Origin of the sequence: Frateuria terrea (assembly GCF_900115705.1) — a bacterium.
Classification (GTDB): domain Bacteria; phylum Pseudomonadota; class Gammaproteobacteria; order Xanthomonadales; family Rhodanobacteraceae; genus Frateuria_A; species Frateuria_A terrea.
Genome location: NZ_FOXL01000003.1, coordinates 501,275 through 519,128, shown reverse-complemented (window position 1 = coordinate 519,128; position 17,854 = coordinate 501,275). Strand labels below are relative to the sequence as shown.

Here is a 17,854-nt window from a genome sequence, read left to right as displayed (position 1 = left end):
GTCCATGGCCGATACCCAGACCATCGCCGCGATCGCCAGCGCCCAGGGCGCCGCCGGCATCGGTGTGGTGCGCGTGTCGGGACCGCACGTGCCGGCCATCGCGCAGGCATTGCTCGGCCGTGAAGCGCAGCCGCGACACGCGCACCTTGCCGCCTTCCGCCATGCCGATGGCGCGCTGATCGACCGTGGCCTGCTGCTGTACTTCCCTGCACCAAACTCCTACACCGGCGAGCACGTCCTCGAACTGCAGGGGCATGGCAGCGCAGTGCTGCTCGACCAGCTGCTGGGGCGGGTCTGTGCACTCGGCGCTCGCCTGGCGCGGCCGGGCGAGTTCACCGAACGGGCGTTCCTGAACGGCAAGCTGGACCTGGCCCAGGCCGAGGCGGTCGCCGATCTCATCGCCGCACGCTCCGAAGCCAGCGCCCGCGCCGCGCTGCGTTCGCTCGAGGGCGCCTTCTCGCAGCGCGTGCACGCGCTGCTGGAAGCGCTGATCGCGTTGCGCGTGCACGTCGAGGCGGCCATCGACTTCCCCGAAGAAGAGATCGACTTCCTCGCCGACCCGGCCGTCGCTCGCCAGCTGGAAGCGCTGCGCGCGCAGTTGATCGAACTGCTGGCCGAAACCCGCCGTGGCGTGCGCCTTACCGATGGCCTCAAGGTCGCCATCGTCGGCCGGCCGAACGCCGGCAAGTCCAGCCTGCTCAACGCGCTGGCGCAGAGCGAGCGCGCCATCGTCACGCCCATCGCCGGCACCACCCGCGATGTATTGCGGGAGACGGTACGCCTGGACGGCGTGGTACTCGACCTGGCCGATACCGCGGGCCTGCGCCACACCGAGGACGAGATCGAACGCGAAGGCGTGCGCCGCGCGCACGGCGAACTGGCGCGTGCCGACCTCGCCCTGCTGGTCACCGACGCGGCGCATGCCGACGCCGACCTCGTCCTGCTCGCCGGGTTGCCGACGTCCGTGGCGCGCCTGGTGCTGGTCAACAAGATCGACCTCGATGCCACACCCGCACGCGAGGAGACCCGTGCGGGCCTGCTTCACTTGTGGGTTTCCGCGCGCACGGGCGAGGGCCTCGATCGGTTGCGTTCCGAGCTCGGTGCCCGCGCTGGTGCGGGCAGCGGAGAAGGCGCGTTCAGCGCGCGCCGTCGCCACGTACAGGCGCTCGAACGCGTGCAGGGCGACCTCGACCAGGCCGCTTGCGCCCTCGCCGAACGCGCCGGCGAACTGGCTGCCGAAGACCTGCGCCAGGCCCAGCACGCGCTGGGGGAAATCACCGGGAACTACACCAGCGACGACCTGCTCGGCGCGATTTTCGGCAGCTTCTGCATCGGCAAGTAGCCGCCAGGCCAACGCTGCGCTGGAGCAGCCTTGCGCGGCCTTTGCTCGCTCGTTGCACCGGGTTCCCACGGTCGGGTTCATCCAGTGGCGGCGCGCCACACCTTGCGTGCCGGCCGCTGGAGGAGCCAAGAGCATCGAGACTGTCCCCAGCGTGCCTGCGAGGCTGCCGCACGCTACCGGGCGAGGAACGCGTCCAGTTCCTGCGCCCGCGGCATTCCCTGTTGCGCTCCCAGTCGCGTGACCGCCAGCGCGGCGGCAGCGCAGGCCTTGCGGACCGCTGCGGGCAGGCCTTCATGCAGGAATACCGCCAACGCGCCGTTGAAGGTGTCGCCTGCGCCGGTGCTATCGACCGCCTCGACGGCAAAGCCTGGCTGGTGCACCGGGTCGCCCTCCTCGCGGTACCAGGCGCCTTCGCTGCCGCGAGTGAGAACAATCGGGCCAGGCGCCTGGCGCATCAGCGCATGAAAGTCCTCGCCAGGGTCGGCGCCGAGCAGAGTCGCCAGCTCGTGCTGGTTGGGTGTGACGTAGCGGGCCAGGGCAAGGCATTCGGCAGGGAGGGGGCGGGCCGGGGCCGGGTTGAGGATCACCGGCACGCCCAGCCGCCGGCCCAGGCGCAGGGTCGCCTCGACCGTGTCCAGCGGAATTTCCATCTGCACCAGCACGGCATCGGCGCGCGAGAAGGCCTCGCGCGCGCCTTCCACGTGCGCCGGCGCAACGCGGCTATTGGCGGCGGGCACGACGATGATCTGGTTCTCGCCCGCGGCGACGGTAATCGAAGCGGTACCGCTGGCCTGCTGCTCCAGCCGTTGCACGTGCTGCAGGTCGACACCTTCGGCAAGCAGTCCCGCGTGCAGCCGATCACCGAAAGCATCGCGACCGAGCGCACCGACCAGCGCCACCTCGGCGCCCAGCCGCGCTGCCGCCACCGCCTGGTTGGCGCCCTTGCCGCCCGGCACGCTGACGAAGCTGTCGCCCAGCAAGGTCTCGCCCGGTTGCGGAAATCGCGGCGCCTGGGTGACCAGGTCCATGTTGATGCTGCCGACGACGACGATGCGGCGGGTCATGCGGGCTCCTTGCTTGGGGTCATCGGCAAGCATAGCGGCGCAATGACATCACCTGGCGCCGGGTGTCGGCATGCAAGGATGTCTGCGTCCCCTCTCGGAGTCGGCCATGTCCCCGCTTTCCGGCCCGGCCACCACCCTGCACCGCACCGTGCGGCTGGTTGCCTTGCTCAACCTGGCCTACTTTGGTGTCGAGTTCGCGGTGGCGCTGGGCATCGGTTCGGTATCGCTGTTCGCCGACAGCATCGATTTCTTGGAGGACGCCTCGGTCAACCTGCTGATCTTCCTGGCGCTCGGTTGGTCGCCCGGGGCACGGGCGCGGGTGGGCATGGCGCTGGCCGGGATCCTGATGTTGCCTGCGCTGGCCCTCCTGGGGGCGTTGTGGCGAAAGCTGCAAATGCCGGTCCCGCCGGCGCCCCTGCCGCTCTCGGCGACCGGGCTGGGCGCGCTGGGCGTGAACCTGTTTTGCGCAGGGTTGCTGGTGCGCTTCCGGCGACATGCCGGCAGCCTCACCCGCGCAGCGTTCCTGTCAGCGCGCAACGACGCGTTCGCCAATGTGGCGATTGTCCTGGCTGGCGGCCTGACGGCGTGGACCGGGTCGGTGTGGCCGGACGTCATCGTCGGCCTGGGCATTGCGGCGATGAACGCGGACGCGGCACGCGAGGTCTGGCACGCCGCGCGCGACGAGCACCGCACGTTGAAGGAAGCAGGTTAGGCAGACCTCGGTTCGACCCGGGACGGCCGAGCCGTGCGTCGTCCGATCAGTGCGCGCGGCCGATGCCCGAGTCGCCCTGCTCCAGCGGCGGCGGGGTGCCGGCCACGGCAAGCAGGGACTGCGCGTAGCCGTCTTCCATGCTGATCGTGGAAACCTCGTCCCAGCCGAAGAACGACGCCTCGCGCAGCCATTCGGCATCGGGGCTGATTTCCTGCAGGGTGAAACCGTCCTCTTCCACGCCGACCAGCCGGCCGATGTAGCAGACCTCGGCCTCTTCCTCGCTGTCCACGTGGACGCCGATCACCGGCGCAATGCGACCAGCCGCCTGCACCACCTCGCGGATGGAATCGAGCGGGAACCCGCGCGGGGTGCGCGGCAGCAGTTGCTTGAGCTTGAGTGCCTTCTCCATGAACTCGTGGTGCTTGTCCGGTGCTTCCAGCTCGGAAACGTCACGGTGGCGCATCACGTACATGCCGTCGTAGGTAATGCCGTCGCCGACCACCCACAGCAGGAAGAACTCGCGGCCCACGCCGCCGACGTAGCCGCAGAAGCTGCCGTGCTCGAGTTCGGCGCGCCACAGCCGGATCAGCTGCTGGTCCTGCTGCGCCTCGCGCAGCTGTGCCCGCTGACCGGTGGTTTTGAGTTCGATGACCTTGCCCATGACAGTAATTTTACCAGAGGGGTCTGTGTTGCTTGTTCAGAGGATGTAACGGCTGAGGTCCTGGTCCTTCACCAGCGAACCCAGGTTCTTGTCCACCTGTTCGGCGTCGATCAGGTATTTTTCGCCGGATTTGTCCGCTGCCTCGAATGAGATCTTTTCAAGCAGGCGCTCCATTACCGTGTGCAGGCGGCGTGCACCGATGTTCTCGGTGCGCTCGTTTACCTGACAGGCGACCTCGGCCAGACGGTCGACGCCCGAATCGGTGAACTCGATCGCCACGCCCTCGGTGCCCAGCAGTGCCACGTACTGCTTGGTGAGTGCGTTGTGGGGCTCGCGAAGGATGCGTTTGAAATCGTCGATGGACAGCGCCGACAACTCCACGCGGATGGGCAAGCGGCCCTGCAACTCAGGGATCAGGTCCGACGGCTTGGACAGCGAGAACGCGCCCGAGGCGATGAACAGCATGTGGTCGGTCTTGATCGGGCCGTACTTGGTCGCCACGGTGGAGCCCTCGACCAGCGGCAGCAGGTCGCGCTGCACGCCCTCGCGGCTGACACCGGCGCCGCCCCATTCGGAGCGTTGCGCCACCTTGTCGATCTCATCGATGAAGACGATGCCGTTCTGTTCTGCGGCCTCGACCGCCTGGGCGCGCACCTCCTCGTCGTTGAGCAGCTTGCCGGCCTCCTCGTCGACCAGCAGCGGACGCGCGGTCTTGATCGGCAGCTTGCGCGACTGCGTGCGCGCGCCGCCGATGTTCTGGAACATCTGGCGCAATTGCTGGCCCATCTCTTCCATGCCGGGCGGCGACATGATCTCCACGCCCACGTTCATGGCGAAGTCGAGCTCGATCTCGCGGTCGTCCAGCGCGCCCTCGCGCAGCTGCTTGCGCAGCTTCTGCCGGGTCTCGCTGTCGGCGGGCGCCACGGTGAGGTCGTGCGACCAGTCCGTGGCGGCCTGCCGGCGCGGCAGCAGCGCGTCGAGGATGCGGTCCTCGGCACGGTCCTCGGCCTGCGAGCGCACGCGCCGGGCGGCCTGCTCGCGGGTGAGCTTGTAGGACACGTCCGCCAGGTCACGGATGATCGATTCGACGTCCTTGCCGACGTAGCCCACCTCGGTGAACTTGGTCGCCTCGACCTTCACGAACGGTGCGTTGGCCAGCGTGGCCAGGCGCCGCGCGATCTCGGTCTTGCCCACGCCGGTGGGGCCGATCATCAGGATGTTCTTCGGCGTCACCTCGTTGCGCATTTCCGGATCCAGCTGCATGCGCCGCCAGCGGTTGCGCAGCGCGATCGCCACGGCGCGCTTGGCGTCGTTCTGGCCGATGATGTAGCGGTCGAGTTCGTTGACGATTTCGCGGGGAGTAAGTTCGGACATGGGCTAGCCGGATGGGGGAACAGGGAACAGGAAACCGGGAACGTCGAAGGCAGGGCGAGCGGAAGGCTTCACGTTTCCTGTTGCCCGTTACCCGCTCCCGCTTCGAGCTCCTCGATGGTGGTGCTGTGGTTGGTGTAGATGCAGATGTCGCCAGCGATCTTGAGCGCCTTTTCCACGATCTGGCGCGCATCCATGTCGGTGTTTTCCAGCAACGACAGTGCGGCTGCCTGGGCGTAGGGGCCACCCGAACCGATCGCGATCAGGCCGTGCTCGGGCTCGAGCACGTCACCGTTGCCCGAGATCAGCAGCGAGGCATCCTTGTCGGCCACTGCCAGCATCGCCTCGAGCTTGCCGAAGCGGCGGTCGGTGCGCCATTCCTTGGCCATCTCCACCGCTGCGCGGGTGAGGTTGTTGCCGTGTTTGTCCAGCTTCTGCTCGAACAGCTCGAACAGCGTGAAGGCATCGGCGGTGGCGCCGGCGAACCCGGCAAGCACGTCGCCCTTGCCGAGCCGACGGATCTTGCGCGCGTTCGACTTCATCACCGTGTTGCCGAGAGTGACCTGGCCGTCGCCACCCAGCACGACGCGTCCGCCACGGCGGACCGAGAGGATGGTGGTGGCGTGGAACGATTCCATGCGCTGATGCCTGTGGCTGCGGGAATCACCGGATGTGGGGCGCGGCGGCGGCGAACCCAAGGGAGAGGGAGGCAGAACGGCGGGCCTGCGGTTGACAAGCGCCGGCCCGTAAGTTGCTATTTCGAGCGAGGGCCCGGCGCAGCACATGCGCCCCGGGCCGGCGCCTCCCAGGGAGGTGTTCCAGCAGGAACACGAGGCGCCAGCACCCATTGGAGCAATCGACGGAACACCGCAGGAGCGCCCGATGGCGCGGAGTTCGGATCGATTTAAACGATTCCAATTTAGATCGATCCAAGCAACTGTAGATGTTCCTCGACGCCCCGGCCCTCGCCAGTGGCACTGCACGTGCAGTTTGCCAACCGCCGTTCGGGCACTGAGGGGAGATCCGAAAGCATCTCGAGCAGTAGCAAGTCGAAAAGGTCACCACTGTCCCGTCCGCTGCACCTGAGCGCCCTGGCGCTCGCGCTTGGCGGCATTCTCGGCACCGGTGCAGCGCTGGCGCAGTCCAATGCCTCCGGCGCCATCTTCGGTCACGCCGACGCGGCACCGGGCGCGACCGTGCGCACATCGAAAGCGCCGCCACCGGGTTCAGCCGCGACGTGCCGGTCGGCCAGGACGGGCGCTACCGCGCCGCCGCGTTGCCGGTGGGCAACTATCGCGTGACCCTGCAGCAGGGCGGACAGACCGTGCAGACGCGCGACAGCGTGCAGGTCAACGTGGGCAGCAGTACCGATGTCTCGTTCGACGGCACGGCCGATGCGGCCACGCGACCAACCTGGGCGGCATCAACGTGGTCGCCAGCGCAATCCCGGCGATCGATGTGTCCTCGGTGGACACGCGCACCGTGCTCACCGCCGCGCAGCTGCAGCGCCTGCCGCTGCCGCAGAGCGTCAACGCGGCCGTACTGCTGGCTCCCGGTTCGGTCAACGCCGACTCGCGCTACGGCAACGCGGTATCGCTGGGCGGCTCGTCGGCCGCCTAGAACCAGTACTACGTCAACGGCTTCCCTGTGACCAATCCGCTCACCGGCCTGGGCGCGACCACCCTGCCGTTCAATTCGATCGAGCAGGAACAGGTGTTCACCGGCGGCTCCGGGCCGAGTACGGTCGCTCCACCGGTGGACGTGGTGAACCTGGTGACCAAGCGTGGCACCAACCGCTGGCAGGGGGGCGTGCAGGTGCTGTACACGCCCGCAGGCCTGCGCGAAACGGAGCGCCCGACCTACCGTCCCGCCGACGGCGAGCAGATCACCGGCCGCGACAAGCACTCGGCCAAGCTGTGGGAGACCCAGTACAGCGCCTACGTCGGCGGCCCGCTGATCAAGGACAAGCTGTTTTTCTTCGGCTCGGCCGAGACCATCAAGTCGCAGAACAACACCTACTCGCTTGGCAAGAACGTCACCCGTTCCTACAACACCAACAAGACCGACCGTTGGCTGGCCAAGGTGGACTGGAACATCACCGACAGCAACATCCTCGAATTCACCGGGCTGAGCGACACCGCCTCCACCTACGCCACCCAGTTCAACTACGACGGCGTCGACGACATCCAGGGTTCGATGAAAGGCTGGCGCAGCCAGAAGAACCAGGGCACCGCCGGCACCTCGCCCGGCGGACAGGTCTACATCGCGCACTACACCGGCTACGTCACCGACAATCTCACCGTCGACGCGCTTTATGGCAAGGAGCACACCGACCATGTCGACCTGACCTCCGGCTCCAACTGCGTGTTCTTCGCCGACGACCGCGACAGCGTGCCGCCGTCGCAGCGTCTGCAGGGTTGCAACATCAGCAGCGGCATCGCCGCGCCGGGCGCCTATGACGAAACGCGTGGCTGGCACCTCAACCTGGACTACCGCCTGGATGACCACGACCTGCGCGCCGGCGTGGATCGGTATGAAGTGCAGTCGCTCAACGGTTCGGACACCTCCGGCGGGTTCGGCTGGTTCTACTACGACAATCCGGCCAGCGGCGTCATCGAGACGCGGGGCAACCTGCCGGTACCGCCCGGCCACACCGGCATCGTCGAGCGCTACGTGTTCCGCGCCATCGGCAAGGCGCGCGTGCAGCAGGAAGCGCAGTACCTCGAAGACCACTGGCAGGTCACCGACCGCTGGCTGGCCTACCTCGGCCTGCGCAACGAACAGTTCTCCAACCTCAACTCGGTCGGCGAGGTGTTCGCCAAGCAGCGCCACCAGCTGGCGCCGCGCCTGGGCGTGACCTGGGACGTGATGGGCGACTCCAGCCTCAAGATCTACGCCAACGCCGGCCGCTACCTCTGGATTCCCAACAACGTGGCGGTGCGCGGCGCGTCGGGCTCGCTCTATGAAACCCAGTGGGGCACCTACGACGGCGCGCCCAACACCAACGGCACGCCGCCGAACTGGACGCCGCTCGAGAACACCGTCTACGCCAATGGTGCCGACGGCACGCCGCCGGACCCGCGCTCGATCTGCGCGCGCAACCTGAAGGCCTACTACCAGGACGAGTTCATCGTCGGCTTCGACAAGCAGCTGGCGAGTGACTGGACCTGGGGGGCCAAGGTTCGCTACCGCAAACTGCGCAGCATCATCGACGACTGGTGCGACTCGCGCCCGTTCGTGGCGTGGGCCGCGGCCAACGGCGTGGCCTACCCGATCCATCGCCGACCTGCTACATCATCAACCCCGGCCAGTCCAACCGGTTCCTGGTCGACCTCAACGGCGACGGCACGCTCGAGGACATCAAGCTGAGCGCCGCCGACATCGGCCTGCCCAAGGCCAAGCGCGCCTGCTACGCGCTCGATGCCTACCTCGAGCACACCTTCGACGAGCACGGGTTCGGCCGGCTGGACTACACCTTCCCGCGCAGCTACGGCAATTCCGAAGGTCTGCTCAAGTCCGACATCGGCCCGCTCGATCCCTCGGTCACCCAGGATTGGGACCACAAGGAACTGATGATCGGCTCCAACGGGCCGGAGGCGAACGACCGCACGCACCAGGTCCGCGCCTATGGCTACTACCAGCTCAACCCGGAGTGGCTGTTCAGCGCCAACGTGCTGGTCGAATCGGGCCGTCCGAAGAACTGCATCGGCGTGTATCCGGGCGACTTCCCGCCGGATATCAACTACGGCAACTCGTACTTCTACTGCGGCGGCCAGCTCACCCCGCGCGGCAGCAAGGGCCGCCTGCCGTGGACCTATCGCCTGGACCTGGGTGCGCAATACCGGCCGGCGTTCGCCGACCACAAGCTCGCCTTCACCGCCACGGTCGTGAACGTATTCGACAAGCAGACGGTGATGAGCATCAACGAGCTTGGCGAAACCGGCAGTGGCGCGCCCAACCTGAGCTACCAGCAGCCGTTGTCCTACCAGACGCCGCGCTACTTCCAGTTCGGCGCGCGCTACGACTTCGACCTGTAACGGCAATCCACGGCGGCAGGGAAGCCGCCTCAACAACTCCCCGTTCGCCACCGACGCATCCTGCCCGGTGGCGTTTTTTTTCAGCCCTTGCGCCGGGCGCGCGGGTGCGCCGCGTCGTAGACCTTGGCCAGGTGCTGGAAATCCAGGTGGGTGTAGATCTGCGTGGTGGCGATGTCGGCGTGGCCGAGCAGTTCCTGCACCGCGCGCAGGTCGCCGGAGGACTCGAGCATGTGGCTGGCGAAGGTGTGCCGCAGCAGGTGCGGATGCACGCGCTTGGCGAAGCCCTGCGCCAGCGCCAGCTGCTTCAGCCGCGCCTGCACGGTGCGTGGACTGACCGCCGCGCTGGCGCGGCCACGGAACACCGGCGCCGCCGGCGTCATAGCCTCGGCACGACCGAGCGCGCGCAACGCGGCCACCGCATGGCTGCCCACCGGCACGATGCGCGTTTTCGAGCCCTTGCCGAGTACGCGCACCTCGCCCTCGTCCAGGCTCAGGTCGCCCCAGCGCAGGCCGGTCAGTTCCGACAGGCGCAGGCCGGAGGAATAGAACAGCTCGAGCATCGCGCGGTCGCGCAGCCCCAGGGTACCGTCGCCGGTGCTCTCCACCAGCGCGCTGGCCTCGTCCACATCCAGCACCTGCGGCAGCTTGCGGTGCACCTTGGGACCGCGCACGCCGGCGGCCGGGTCGTGCGCCAGCAGGCCTTCGCGGCTGAGCTGGCGGAACAGGCTGCGGCAGGAAGAGAGCAGCCGCTGCAGGCTCTTCGGCGACAACCCTGCGCGGTGCTCGGCGGCGACGAAGGCGCGCAGCCGGTGCGGGCCCAGGGCGGCGAAGTCGGCAACGCCCTGCGCTTCCATCCAGCGCAGCAACTTGTCCAGGTCGCGCCGGTAGGCGGCGACGGTGTGCGCGGAGGACTGGCGCTCGACGGCAAGCCGGCCAAGCCAGGCCTCGACCTGCGCGCGCGGACTGCCGTTCAGGCCAGGTCCTGCGAGCGGGTCAGCGCCGCACTCACGGTGGCGGCGAGCATCTTCAGGAACAGCGTGCCCATGCCTGGCTGGAAGTGGCCGGCGTCCGCACTGCCCAGCGCCAGCAGGCCCAGTTCGCCCAACGGCATCACCGCCGCGGAGTGGACCTCCGGGGCGTGGTCGCCGAACAGGCGGTACAACCGCTCGGCGGAAAGTCGCCCGACCAGCGGCTCGTGGTTCGCCTGGAAACCGGCGAACTCGGCCAGCGCGGCGCGACCGCCCGGCTCGACCACCAGCCACTCGGCCTGCGGCAGCCCGTAGGCATGGCCGAACAGCAGCAGTCGCACCTGCTCGATGCGGAAGTCGCTGGCCAGCCGGCTGATCACGCTGCGCGCCGCCAGCGCCGGCGTGGCCGCGCGCAGCATGGTCACGTTGAGCTCGTGCACGCGCTGCATCAGACGCTCGTTCTCTGCCGCGATGGTGATCAGTTCGGCGAGCCGGCGCTCCAGCTCGGCGTTCTTCTCGCGCAGCTGCTGCAGCTGGTACATCGCCAGCGAGGCGACCGGCCCTTCGCTGCGCGGCAGCGTGAGCTGCGCGGCGAGGTCGGGGTAATCGGCGAGGAAGTGCGGGTGGCGCTTGAGGTACGCCGCCACCGCGGTGGCGCCGGGGATCTCATCGAGCAGGGTGTCGGACATGGAACGACCTAGGGAAACGTCAGGCGGCGGATCGGCCTGGCCTGAGTGTGCGACGGCGGCGCGCGCGCATCAATGCACTACGGCCATCATTCGCTAGGCAGGCCACTGGCCCTCGAAGGCAAAGGCAGCCGGGCCGGTCATCCACAGCGTGTGGCCGGGACCGCTCCAGTCGACCTGCAGGCGGCCGCCGGGCAGGTCCACCTGCACGCTCTCGTCGACCTGGCCGCGGCGGCGCAGCACGGCCATGGCGGCGCACGCGCCGGTGCCGCAGGCCCGGGTCCAGCCTGCGCCGCGCTCGTGCACGCGCAGGCGCAGGTGACCGCGGTCGATGATCTGCACGAAGCCGGCGTTGGCGTTCTGCGCGAAGCGGGGGTGGCCGGTGATCTGCGGACCCAGCCGTTCCAGCGCAGGATCGGTCAGGTCCGCGACCACCAGCACCGCATGCGGGTTGCCCATCGACACCGCACCGACCTCGACGCTGCGAGTACCGAGCTCGAGCGGATAAGTGGTGCCGGAAACGTCCGCCTGGAACGGGATCCGCGCCGGTTCGAACACCGGCTCGCCCATGTCCACGGTGACCCGCTGCGGATCGAGCACGCGTACGCCGACCGGACCGGACGGGCTTTCGATGCGTACGGGCGCATCCAGCGCCAGCGCGCCGGCGCGGTGGAGCCACGCGGCCACACAGCGCACGCCGTTGCCGCACTGGCCGGAGGGGCTGCCGTCGGCGTTCCAGATGCCGTAATAGAACGCGCACGAGGGATCGCGCGGCGCCTCCACGCTCAGCAGCTGGTCGCAGCCGATGCCAGTGTGGCGATCGGCCAGCGCGCGGATCCGCTCCGGCGCAAGCGCCAGCGGCGACTGCCGCGCATCGACCACGACGAAGTCGTTGCCGATGCCGTGCATCTTCGAGAAGCGCATGGCGTCAACCGGGCAGCGAAGTGCTCGTGGCCGGGGCCGGCGCGGAGGCCGCCGGCGCCGCCGTGCTGCCCGCCTGGCCCGGCGGCAGCACCAGCGGTCCCTTGTTGCCGCAACCGGCGAGCAGGCACGCGGCCAGCAGCAGGACAGTGCACAGGATGGGTCGGCGCATCGGGCTTCCTCGGTGGGGCGGCGGCTATGATGGGCGCATCATAACGTCGCGGACTTGCCTTCGATGGACTGGGCCACGTTGCTGCAGCTGCCGAGCAGCCTGTTGTGGATCCTCGCCGCGCTGGCGCTGCTGTTCGCGCTGGTGCAGCTGGTGGCGCTGCGCCAGCGCCTGCACGCGCGACGCCCGCTGGCGGCGCTGCTGCGCACGCTGTTTCTGCTGGTTGGCGTGGGCCTCGCGCTGCTGCTTGCTGGCGCCGGCTGGAGCCTGCGTGGCTACCGCCTGCTCGGCGAGGAGGCGCCGGTGGTGGCGCTGGACGCGCGCATCCTCTCGCCGCAGCGCTGGGTGCTCACGCTGACCTGGCCCGACGGCCAGCGCCGCGAGGTGGACCTGGCGGGCGACGCCTGGCGCGTCGAGGCGCTGGTGCTCAAGTGGAAGCTGCCTGCCCTGCTCGCCGGGCTGCCACCGCTGTATCGGCTCGACCGCTTGTCCGGCCGGTATGACGACGCGGCCGACGAGATGAACGCGCCCCGCACGGTGATCGACTTCCGCCAGCCCGGCTGCTGCGACCTGGTCACGCTGGCACGCCGGCATCCCGACTGGCTGCCGATGGTCGACACGGTCTACGGCAGCGGCACCTACCTGCCGCTGGTCGACGGCGGCCACTACACGGTGAGCCTGATGCGTACCGGCGCCCTGGTGGCGCGGCCGGACGAGGAGACCGGCGAGCGGATCGCCCATCCGCTGTAGCGCCTGGGCGGCTTGCAAACGGCCGGCGCCAGGCATCCAATCGGCCGACCTGCCTGCCGGAGTGGAGCCATGCGCCTGTCGTGCCTGCTGCTCAGCCTGCTGCCCGCCGTCACCCTGGCCGCGACGCCCGCGGGCGGCCTCGATGCGATAGCCGTCTACGCGGGTTCCTGGCAAACCCAGATGCACCATCTGGACACGCCCTACAGCAAGGCCGGCAGCGAACGCACCCGCCTGCACAACCAGTGCTGGCGCGGCCAGGCCTTCTATGCCTGCGAGCAGGTCGTCGACGGCAAGCCGGTGGCGCTGGTGGTGTTCCTGCAGGACAAGGGCCATGGCGGGTACGTTACCCACGCGATTCCCGCCGACGGTGGTCGCGCCAGCGACGGCACGCTCGAGATCCGGGGCAACCGCTGGACATTCCCCTGGCAGTTCGACGATCACGGCAAGACCATCCACGCCCGTGTGGTCAACGTGTTCCACGGGCGCGACGCGATCGATTTCCGGCAGGAGTATTCGGCCGATGGCGAGCACTGGACCGCGATGGCGACTGGCCACGAGACCCGCGTGCGCTGAGCGCCTACGGCACCGCCAGCGGCTTCTCGTAGCGCCAGGCGTCGGCGCCGTCCTGGTAATAGCCTGCATAGAGGCCGATGCGCCGGTAGCCGGCGCGCTCGTACAGGCCGATCGCGGCGGCGTTGTCCACTCGCACCTCCAGCCGCAGCGCGCGGCTGCCGCGTCGCCGCGCCGCCTGTTCGGCAGCGGCCAGCAGATCCGCGCCGATACCGCGTCCGCGCGCGGCCGGTGCCGTTGCGATCGAGTAGAGCCGCGCCAGCGTGCTGCCCTTGCGAAAAAACACCAGCGCGCTGCCAAGCAGGCCCTCGTCCGCCGCGTCGGCGACCAGCACAGCCGCGTGGGGACTGACAAGGTGGCGGCGATATTGCGCACGGCTCAAGCGGTCGCCGGTGAAGGCGCGCAGCTCCAGCGCAACCAGGGCATCGAGATCGGCCGGCACGGCTGTGCGCACGGGCATGGAGGACGAATTGGGGGCCAAGCGATGCTCCGGTGGGGCGCATTCCGTAGGGTGGGCTTGAGCTCGCCGCCGCGCAATGGTGGACTCGGGCAAAGCGTCTCGCTGAACCGCCTCTTAGGCCTGCCCCGGCGCGCCGTTGCGCGCCGCGCCGCCTATGCCAAACTGCGCGCTTTGCGTCCCCCTGCCGCCTCGTTCCGCGCCGCGACGGCATTCCCTCCTGCGTGTAGCGAGGTGCCATGACCCGCCTGGTGATCGTCGTCGAGAAAGCCTCCGACTGGAGCGCCTACTACCCGTCCGTGGACGTCATGAGCGCAATGGACTACTTGCGCGAACCGGTCGGCGGCGACGACGAACGCACCCATGTGATCAACCTGTGCCGCAGCTACAAGTACCTGGGCACCGGTTACTACGTGTCGCTGCTGGCCGAGGCGCGCGGGCACAAGGTGCTGCCCTCGGTTCGCACCGTCAACGACCTGCGCCGCCGCTCGCTGTACGGCCTGGACATCGAGGACCTCAACAGCAAGCTGACCCACTTCCTGCCGGCCGGCGGTCGCGACACCACCGACTTCGGCATCCTCGTGTACTTCGGCGAGACCGCCTACCCCGCGTTGCAGGACCTTGCACGGCAGCTGTTCGAGATGTTCCCCTGCCCGCTGCTGCGCATCGAGTTCGAGCGCGAGCGGGTGTGGCAGGTCGCCTCGATCAAGCCAGTCGGCCTGCACACGCTGGACGATGCGCAGGAAGATGCCTTCGCCGCGGAGCTCGACCGCTTCTCGCGCAAGCTCTGGCGCAAGCCGCGCACGCGCAAGCTCTACCGCTACGACATCGCCATGCTGGTCGATCCCAACGAGGCGATGCCGCCGTCGAACAAAAAAGCGCTCAAGACCTTCATCGCCGCCGGCAAGGAATTGGGCATCGAGGTCGATCCGATCGGCAAGAACGACTACCCGCGCCTGGCCGAATACGACGGGTTGTTCATCCGCGAGACCACGGCTTCGGACAACCACACGTACCGCTTCGCCCATCGCGCGGAGAAGGAAGGCATGGTGGTGATCGACGATCCCACCTCGATCCTGCGTTGCACCAACAAGATCTTCCTCAACGACCTGATGGTTTCACGCAAGCTGGCCGTGCCGCGCACCGAAATCCTCTACCGCGACAACGCCAAGGCCTGGAAGGAAACGGCCGCCAAGCTCGGCTTCCCGCTCGTGCTGAAGATTCCCGACGGCTCGTTCTCGCGCGGCGTAGTCAAGGTGGAGAACGCCGAGGCGCTGGAGAAGGCCGCCGGCGAGCTGTTCTCGCACAGCGCGCTGCTGCTGGCGCAGGAGTTCGTCTACACCGAGTTCGACTGGCGCATCGGCGTGCTCAACCGCGAGCCGTTGTACGCGTGCAAGTACTACATGTCGCGTGGGCATTGGCAGATCTACAACCACGGCGCCAAAGGCACGGCCAAGTCCGGCGGCTTCGAGACGGTAGCCGTGCGCGATGCGCCGGCCGAGGTGGTCAAGCTCGCGCTCAAGGCCACCCAGGCCGTCGGCGACGGCCTTTACGGCGTGGATCTGAAGCAGGTCGGCAACAAGCCGGTGGTGATCGAGGTCAACGACAACCCGTCGATCGATGCCGGCGTGGAGGATGCCTACCTGGGCGTGGACCTCTACCGGCGCATCATGCAGGAGTTCCTGCGCCGCATGGAACACAAGCGGCTGGGCATCGGCCGTTAGGACCCTGGGCCGCAGAAGCCGCCCGGACTGCAAAGCCCGCTGTACGGGCCCATCTCCCCGCCGCTTCTTGACCCATAGCACCACTATGGGTCGGCGAATCGTCGGGAAGCTGGACCCGCACATCGGACTTTTCGCCTCGAGCGCTTCTACGCCCCAGGCCCCTAGCCGCTGGCGGCCTCGTTCGGTACGCGGATGGCCGCGCGCAGCAGCAACGCAGGCACCTGCTCCGGCGGCAGCGGCGGCACGAACAGGAAGCCCTGACCGACGTCGCAGCCGGCCTCGTGCAGCCACTTCGCCTGCGCCTCGGTCTCGATGCCCTCGGCCACGGTGGTCAGCCGCAGCTTGCGCGCCAGCGCGATGATCGCCTCGGTGATGTCGCGGTCGGCCGGATTGCGCCCGGCTCCCTGCACGAAGCTCTGGTCGATCTTGATCGTCTGCGTGGGCAGCTGGCGCAGGTGGCTCAGGCTGGAGAAGCCGGTGCCGAAATCGTCGATCGCCATGCGGAAGCCGATCGCCTCGAGTTGGCGCAACTGGCGCAGCGTGTGTTCGGCGTTCTTCATCGCCGCCGATTCGGTGATCTCGAACTCGATCAGGCTCGGGTGCAGGCCGAATTCGCGCAGCGTGCCGAGCAGCCCGCTGACGAACTGACCGTCCTGGATCTCCTGCAGCGACACGTTGATGGCCACCGGCACCAACGGCAGGCCGCGCGTGCGCCACTGCGCCAGCTGGCGCGCCACCTGGCGCAGCACCACCTCGCCCAGCCGGCCGATCAGTCCGCTGCCCTCGGCCAGCGCCACGAAGCTCTTCGGCAGCAGCAGGCCACGCTCCGGATGCGGCCAGCGCGCGAGCGCCTCCAGCCCGACCACGCGCCGACTTTCCAGCTCCACCTTCGGCTGGTAGTAGACGATGAGCTCCTCGCGCTGCAGCGACTCGCGCAGCTCGGCCGAAAGCAGCAGCCGGTCGCGCGCCTGCTCGCTCATGCGCGGCTGGTAGAAGCAGTAGCCGGCCTTGCCGTGTTCCTTGGCGCTGTACATCGCCAGGTCCGCATGGCGCAGCAGGCTGGCCGAGTCCTCACCGTCGCGCGGGAACATCGCTACGCCAATGCTGGGCGTGGCGCTCACGCCGTGCCCGGCGACCATCACCGGCCGGCTGACCAGGCTCAGGATCTTCTGGCAGATCGCCGCGAGATTGGCCTCGTTGCGAAAGCGCTCGAGCACGACCACGAACTCGTCGCCGCCGAAACGCGCCACGGTGTCGCGGCTCCGCACGCTGGCGCGCAGCGCGTCGGCGACCGAGCGCAGGAATTCATCGCCTACCTCGTGGCCGAGCGTGTCGTTGATCGACTTGAACCCGTCCAGGTCGATGAACATCACCGCGACCTCGAAGCGCTCCTCACGCGCCAGCGGCAGCAGCCGATCGAGCAGATCGAGCACGTTGGCTCGGTTGGGCAGGGCGGTGAGTTCGTCGTGGTAAGCCAGCCAGCTGAGCGCGTCGCGTGCCTGGCCCAGCTCGCGCGCGATCGCCTCGGTGTGCCGCTGCAGCTGTCGATGGGCCAGGCTCACGCCCAGCGTCAACAGCAGCAGCACGCCGGAAACCAGGCTGATCGCCAGGCCCAGGCCCAGCCCGTGCAGTCCGTCGTGTGCCTCAAGGCTTACCGCACCGGGCGCGAAACGCATCGCCGCCATGCCCAGGTAGTGCACGCCGGCGGCGGTGCCGCCCATGACCAGCGCGGCGAGCACGCGCAGCCACCAGCGGTGGCGACGCTCGCTGCGCCAGATCAGTCTGTGCAGGCGCAGCGCTGCGATCGAACCGCCGACGCCGAACAGCAGCGAGGCGACCGTCCAGGGCAGGCGCCAGGCGATCGCTGGCTGCATCTGGAGCGCATGCACGCCCAGGTAATGCATGGCGACCATGCCCAGGCCCAGGATGCAGCCGGCCATCACCGCACCGGCATGGGTCGCACGGCGCGCCAGCAACCATAGCGTGGCGCCGGTCGCCAGCACCACAGGCACCGCCGAAAGGGTGGTCAGCCGGCCCTCGTAGCCCAGTGGGATCGGCACCTCCAGCGCGAGCATGCCGATGAAATGCATGGCCCACACGCCCGAGCCCATCGCCAGTGCGCCGAAAGCCGTCCACAGCATGGCCGCCGGACCGCGCGAGCGCGCGATGCGGCCGACCACGCTGAAGGCGACGTAGGCGTCCAGCGCAGCCAGCGCGACCGACAAGATCACCAGCCACGCGTTGTAACCCACGGCCATCATGCTTGGCTTGCCGGCCCCCTGCCGCCAGACGCCCGCGTGTCGCGAGACGAGCGCGCGTTGTAGCACAACGAACGACCATGGCGGTGCCCGGCTGCCGCGAACGGCGCGCGGCTACCAGCACTTCGGTGAGCCGCGAGGCGCCCCCGCCATGGCCGAAGTCA

17 protein-coding genes and 1 pseudogene are annotated in these 17,854 nt (G+C 68.7%); 8 read left to right on the top strand and 10 right to left on the bottom strand.

Annotated features, from left to right (window positions below):
• Nucleotides 1-4 precede the first annotated feature (4 nt).
• The gene (mnmE, locus tag BMZ38_RS06160) at nt 5-1,342 is read left to right on the top strand and encodes a tRNA uridine-5-carboxymethylaminomethyl(34) synthesis GTPase MnmE (protein WP_091335367.1); all 1,338 of its coding nucleotides are present in this window, start codon (nt 5-7) and stop codon (nt 1,340-1,342) included.
• Nucleotides 1,343-1,515: 173 nt separating this feature from the next.
• Here mnmE and rbsK read toward each other — a convergent pair whose 3' ends face one another.
• The gene (gene rbsK / locus BMZ38_RS06155; protein WP_091335365.1) at nt 1,516-2,406 is read right to left on the bottom strand and encodes a ribokinase; all 891 of its coding nucleotides are present in this window, start codon (nt 2,404-2,406) and stop codon (nt 1,516-1,518) included.
• Between the two features lie 106 nt (nt 2,407-2,512).
• On the opposite strand from rbsK, the gene BMZ38_RS06150 reads away from it, so the two are divergent.
• The gene (locus BMZ38_RS06150; RefSeq protein WP_091335364.1) at nt 2,513-3,118 is read left to right on the top strand and encodes a cation efflux transmembrane domain-containing protein; all 606 of its coding nucleotides are present in this window, start codon (nt 2,513-2,515) and stop codon (nt 3,116-3,118) included.
• 46 nt (nt 3,119-3,164) lie between these two features.
• On the opposite strand, the gene BMZ38_RS06145 is transcribed toward BMZ38_RS06150, so the two are convergent.
• The 3 genes from BMZ38_RS06145 to hslV all read right to left on the bottom strand — a co-directional run bounded on the left by BMZ38_RS06145 (nt 3,165) and on the right by hslV (nt 5,788).
• Nucleotides 3,165-3,779, bottom strand: coding sequence for a hypothetical protein (locus BMZ38_RS06145; RefSeq protein ID WP_091335362.1), 615 nt, complete (start codon nt 3,777-3,779; stop codon nt 3,165-3,167).
• A 36-nt stretch (nt 3,780-3,815) separates the two neighbouring features.
• A complete protein-coding gene (gene hslU, locus BMZ38_RS06140; RefSeq protein ID WP_091335360.1) occupies nt 3,816-5,153 on the bottom strand; it encodes an ATP-dependent protease ATPase subunit HslU in 1,338 nt (445 codons plus the stop codon).
• A gap of 68 nt (nt 5,154-5,221) precedes the next feature.
• The gene (gene hslV / locus BMZ38_RS06135; RefSeq protein WP_091335359.1) at nt 5,222-5,788 is read right to left on the bottom strand and encodes an ATP-dependent protease subunit HslV; all 567 of its coding nucleotides are present in this window, start codon (nt 5,786-5,788) and stop codon (nt 5,222-5,224) included.
• Nucleotides 5,789-6,354: 566 nt separating this feature from the next.
• Between hslV and BMZ38_RS18185 the strand changes: the two are divergent.
• The 3 genes and pseudogenes from BMZ38_RS18185 to BMZ38_RS06125 all read left to right on the top strand — a co-directional run.
• Nucleotides 6,355-6,519: pseudogene (locus tag BMZ38_RS18185) on the top strand (carboxypeptidase-like regulatory domain-containing protein); the annotation flags it as partial.
• A gap of 59 nt (nt 6,520-6,578) precedes the next feature.
• Nucleotides 6,579-6,770: a hypothetical protein gene (locus BMZ38_RS17935; RefSeq protein ID WP_091335357.1), complete on the top strand. Its 192-nt coding sequence runs from the start codon at nt 6,579-6,581 to the stop codon at nt 6,768-6,770.
• Nucleotides 6,771-6,797: 27 nt separating this feature from the next.
• On the top strand, nt 6,798-8,519 hold the full coding sequence (locus BMZ38_RS06125) for an outer membrane beta-barrel protein (protein WP_091335356.1): 1,722 nt from the start codon (nt 6,798-6,800) through the stop codon (nt 8,517-8,519).
• A 748-nt stretch (nt 8,520-9,267) separates the two neighbouring features.
• Here the strand turns inward: BMZ38_RS06125 and xerC are convergent.
• From xerC to lptM, 4 genes are all read right to left on the bottom strand, one after another.
• Complete coding sequence (xerC, locus tag BMZ38_RS06120; RefSeq protein ID WP_091335674.1) at nt 9,268-10,161, bottom strand: tyrosine recombinase XerC; 894 nt, start codon at nt 10,159-10,161, stop codon at nt 9,268-9,270.
• Entirely contained in the window at nt 10,158-10,844 is a 687-nt protein-coding gene (locus BMZ38_RS06115; protein WP_091335354.1) for a DUF484 family protein, read from the bottom strand. The genes xerC and BMZ38_RS06115 overlap by 4 nt, the downstream gene beginning before the upstream one ends.
• 93 nt (nt 10,845-10,937) lie before the next feature.
• Entirely contained in the window at nt 10,938-11,765 is an 828-nt protein-coding gene (dapF, locus tag BMZ38_RS06110; protein ID WP_091335352.1) for a diaminopimelate epimerase, read from the bottom strand.
• 4 nt (nt 11,766-11,769) lie between these two features.
• Nucleotides 11,770-11,934 carry an LPS translocon maturation chaperone LptM gene (gene lptM / locus BMZ38_RS17485; protein WP_139202389.1) on the bottom strand — a complete coding sequence of 55 codons (165 nt, stop codon included), beginning with the start codon at nt 11,932-11,934 and terminating at the stop codon, nt 11,770-11,772.
• A gap of 63 nt (nt 11,935-11,997) precedes the next feature.
• On the opposite strand from lptM, the gene BMZ38_RS06105 reads away from it, so the two are divergent.
• Together BMZ38_RS06105 and BMZ38_RS06100 are read left to right on the top strand one after the other, a co-directional pair.
• Nucleotides 11,998-12,681, top strand: a complete 684-nt coding sequence (locus BMZ38_RS06105) for a hypothetical protein (protein ID WP_091335351.1) — start codon at nt 11,998-12,000, stop codon at nt 12,679-12,681.
• Between the two features lie 69 nt (nt 12,682-12,750).
• The gene (locus BMZ38_RS06100) at nt 12,751-13,254 is read left to right on the top strand and encodes a hypothetical protein (protein WP_091335349.1); all 504 of its coding nucleotides are present in this window, start codon (nt 12,751-12,753) and stop codon (nt 13,252-13,254) included.
• Between the two features lie 4 nt (nt 13,255-13,258).
• On the opposite strand, the gene BMZ38_RS06095 is transcribed toward BMZ38_RS06100, so the two are convergent.
• A complete protein-coding gene (locus BMZ38_RS06095; protein WP_091335347.1) occupies nt 13,259-13,711 on the bottom strand; it encodes a GNAT family N-acetyltransferase in 453 nt (150 codons plus the stop codon).
• 236 nt (nt 13,712-13,947) lie between these two features.
• Between BMZ38_RS06095 and BMZ38_RS06090 the strand changes: the two genes are divergently transcribed.
• On the top strand, nt 13,948-15,432 hold the full coding sequence (locus BMZ38_RS06090; RefSeq protein ID WP_091335345.1) for a RimK family protein: 1,485 nt from the start codon (nt 13,948-13,950) through the stop codon (nt 15,430-15,432).
• 161 nt (nt 15,433-15,593) lie between these two features.
• Here the strand turns inward: BMZ38_RS06090 and BMZ38_RS06085 are convergent, their stop codons facing one another.
• A complete protein-coding gene (locus BMZ38_RS06085; RefSeq protein ID WP_091335343.1) occupies nt 15,594-17,693 on the bottom strand; it encodes a putative bifunctional diguanylate cyclase/phosphodiesterase in 2,100 nt (699 codons plus the stop codon).
• Between the last annotated feature and the right edge of the window lie 161 nt (nt 17,694-17,854).

Bases quoted from the DNA above. Each gene is read 5' to 3' on its own strand.
- mnmE (WP_091335367.1), top strand. From the start codon at position 5: ATGGCCGATACCCAGACCATCGCCGCGATCGCCAGCGCCCAGGGCGCC.
- rbsK (WP_091335365.1), bottom strand. From the start codon at position 2,406: ATGACCCGCCGCATCGTCGTCGTCGGCAGCATCAACATGGACCTGGTC.
- BMZ38_RS06150 (WP_091335364.1), top strand. From the start codon at position 2,513: ATGTCCCCGCTTTCCGGCCCGGCCACCACCCTGCACCGCACCGTGCGG.
- BMZ38_RS06145 (WP_091335362.1), bottom strand. From the start codon at position 3,779: ATGGGCAAGGTCATCGAACTCAAAACCACCGGTCAGCGGGCACAGCTG.
- hslU (WP_091335360.1), bottom strand. From the start codon at position 5,153: ATGTCCGAACTTACTCCCCGCGAAATCGTCAACGAACTCGACCGCTAC.
- hslV (WP_091335359.1), bottom strand. From the start codon at position 5,788: ATGGAATCGTTCCACGCCACCACCATCCTCTCGGTCCGCCGTGGCGGA.
- BMZ38_RS06115 (WP_091335354.1), bottom strand. From the start codon at position 10,844: ATGTCCGACACCCTGCTCGATGAGATCCCCGGCGCCACCGCGGTGGCG.
- dapF (WP_091335352.1), bottom strand. From the start codon at position 11,765: ATGCGCTTCTCGAAGATGCACGGCATCGGCAACGACTTCGTCGTGGTC.
- lptM (WP_139202389.1), bottom strand. From the start codon at position 11,934: ATGCGCCGACCCATCCTGTGCACTGTCCTGCTGCTGGCCGCGTGCCTG.
- BMZ38_RS06105 (WP_091335351.1), top strand. From the start codon at position 11,998: ATGGACTGGGCCACGTTGCTGCAGCTGCCGAGCAGCCTGTTGTGGATC.
- BMZ38_RS06100 (WP_091335349.1), top strand. From the start codon at position 12,751: ATGCGCCTGTCGTGCCTGCTGCTCAGCCTGCTGCCCGCCGTCACCCTG.
- BMZ38_RS06095 (WP_091335347.1), bottom strand. From the start codon at position 13,711: ATGCCCGTGCGCACAGCCGTGCCGGCCGATCTCGATGCCCTGGTTGCG.
- BMZ38_RS06090 (WP_091335345.1), top strand. From the start codon at position 13,948: ATGACCCGCCTGGTGATCGTCGTCGAGAAAGCCTCCGACTGGAGCGCC.
- BMZ38_RS06085 (WP_091335343.1), bottom strand. From the start codon at position 17,693: ATGATGGCCGTGGGTTACAACGCGTGGCTGGTGATCTTGTCGGTCGCG.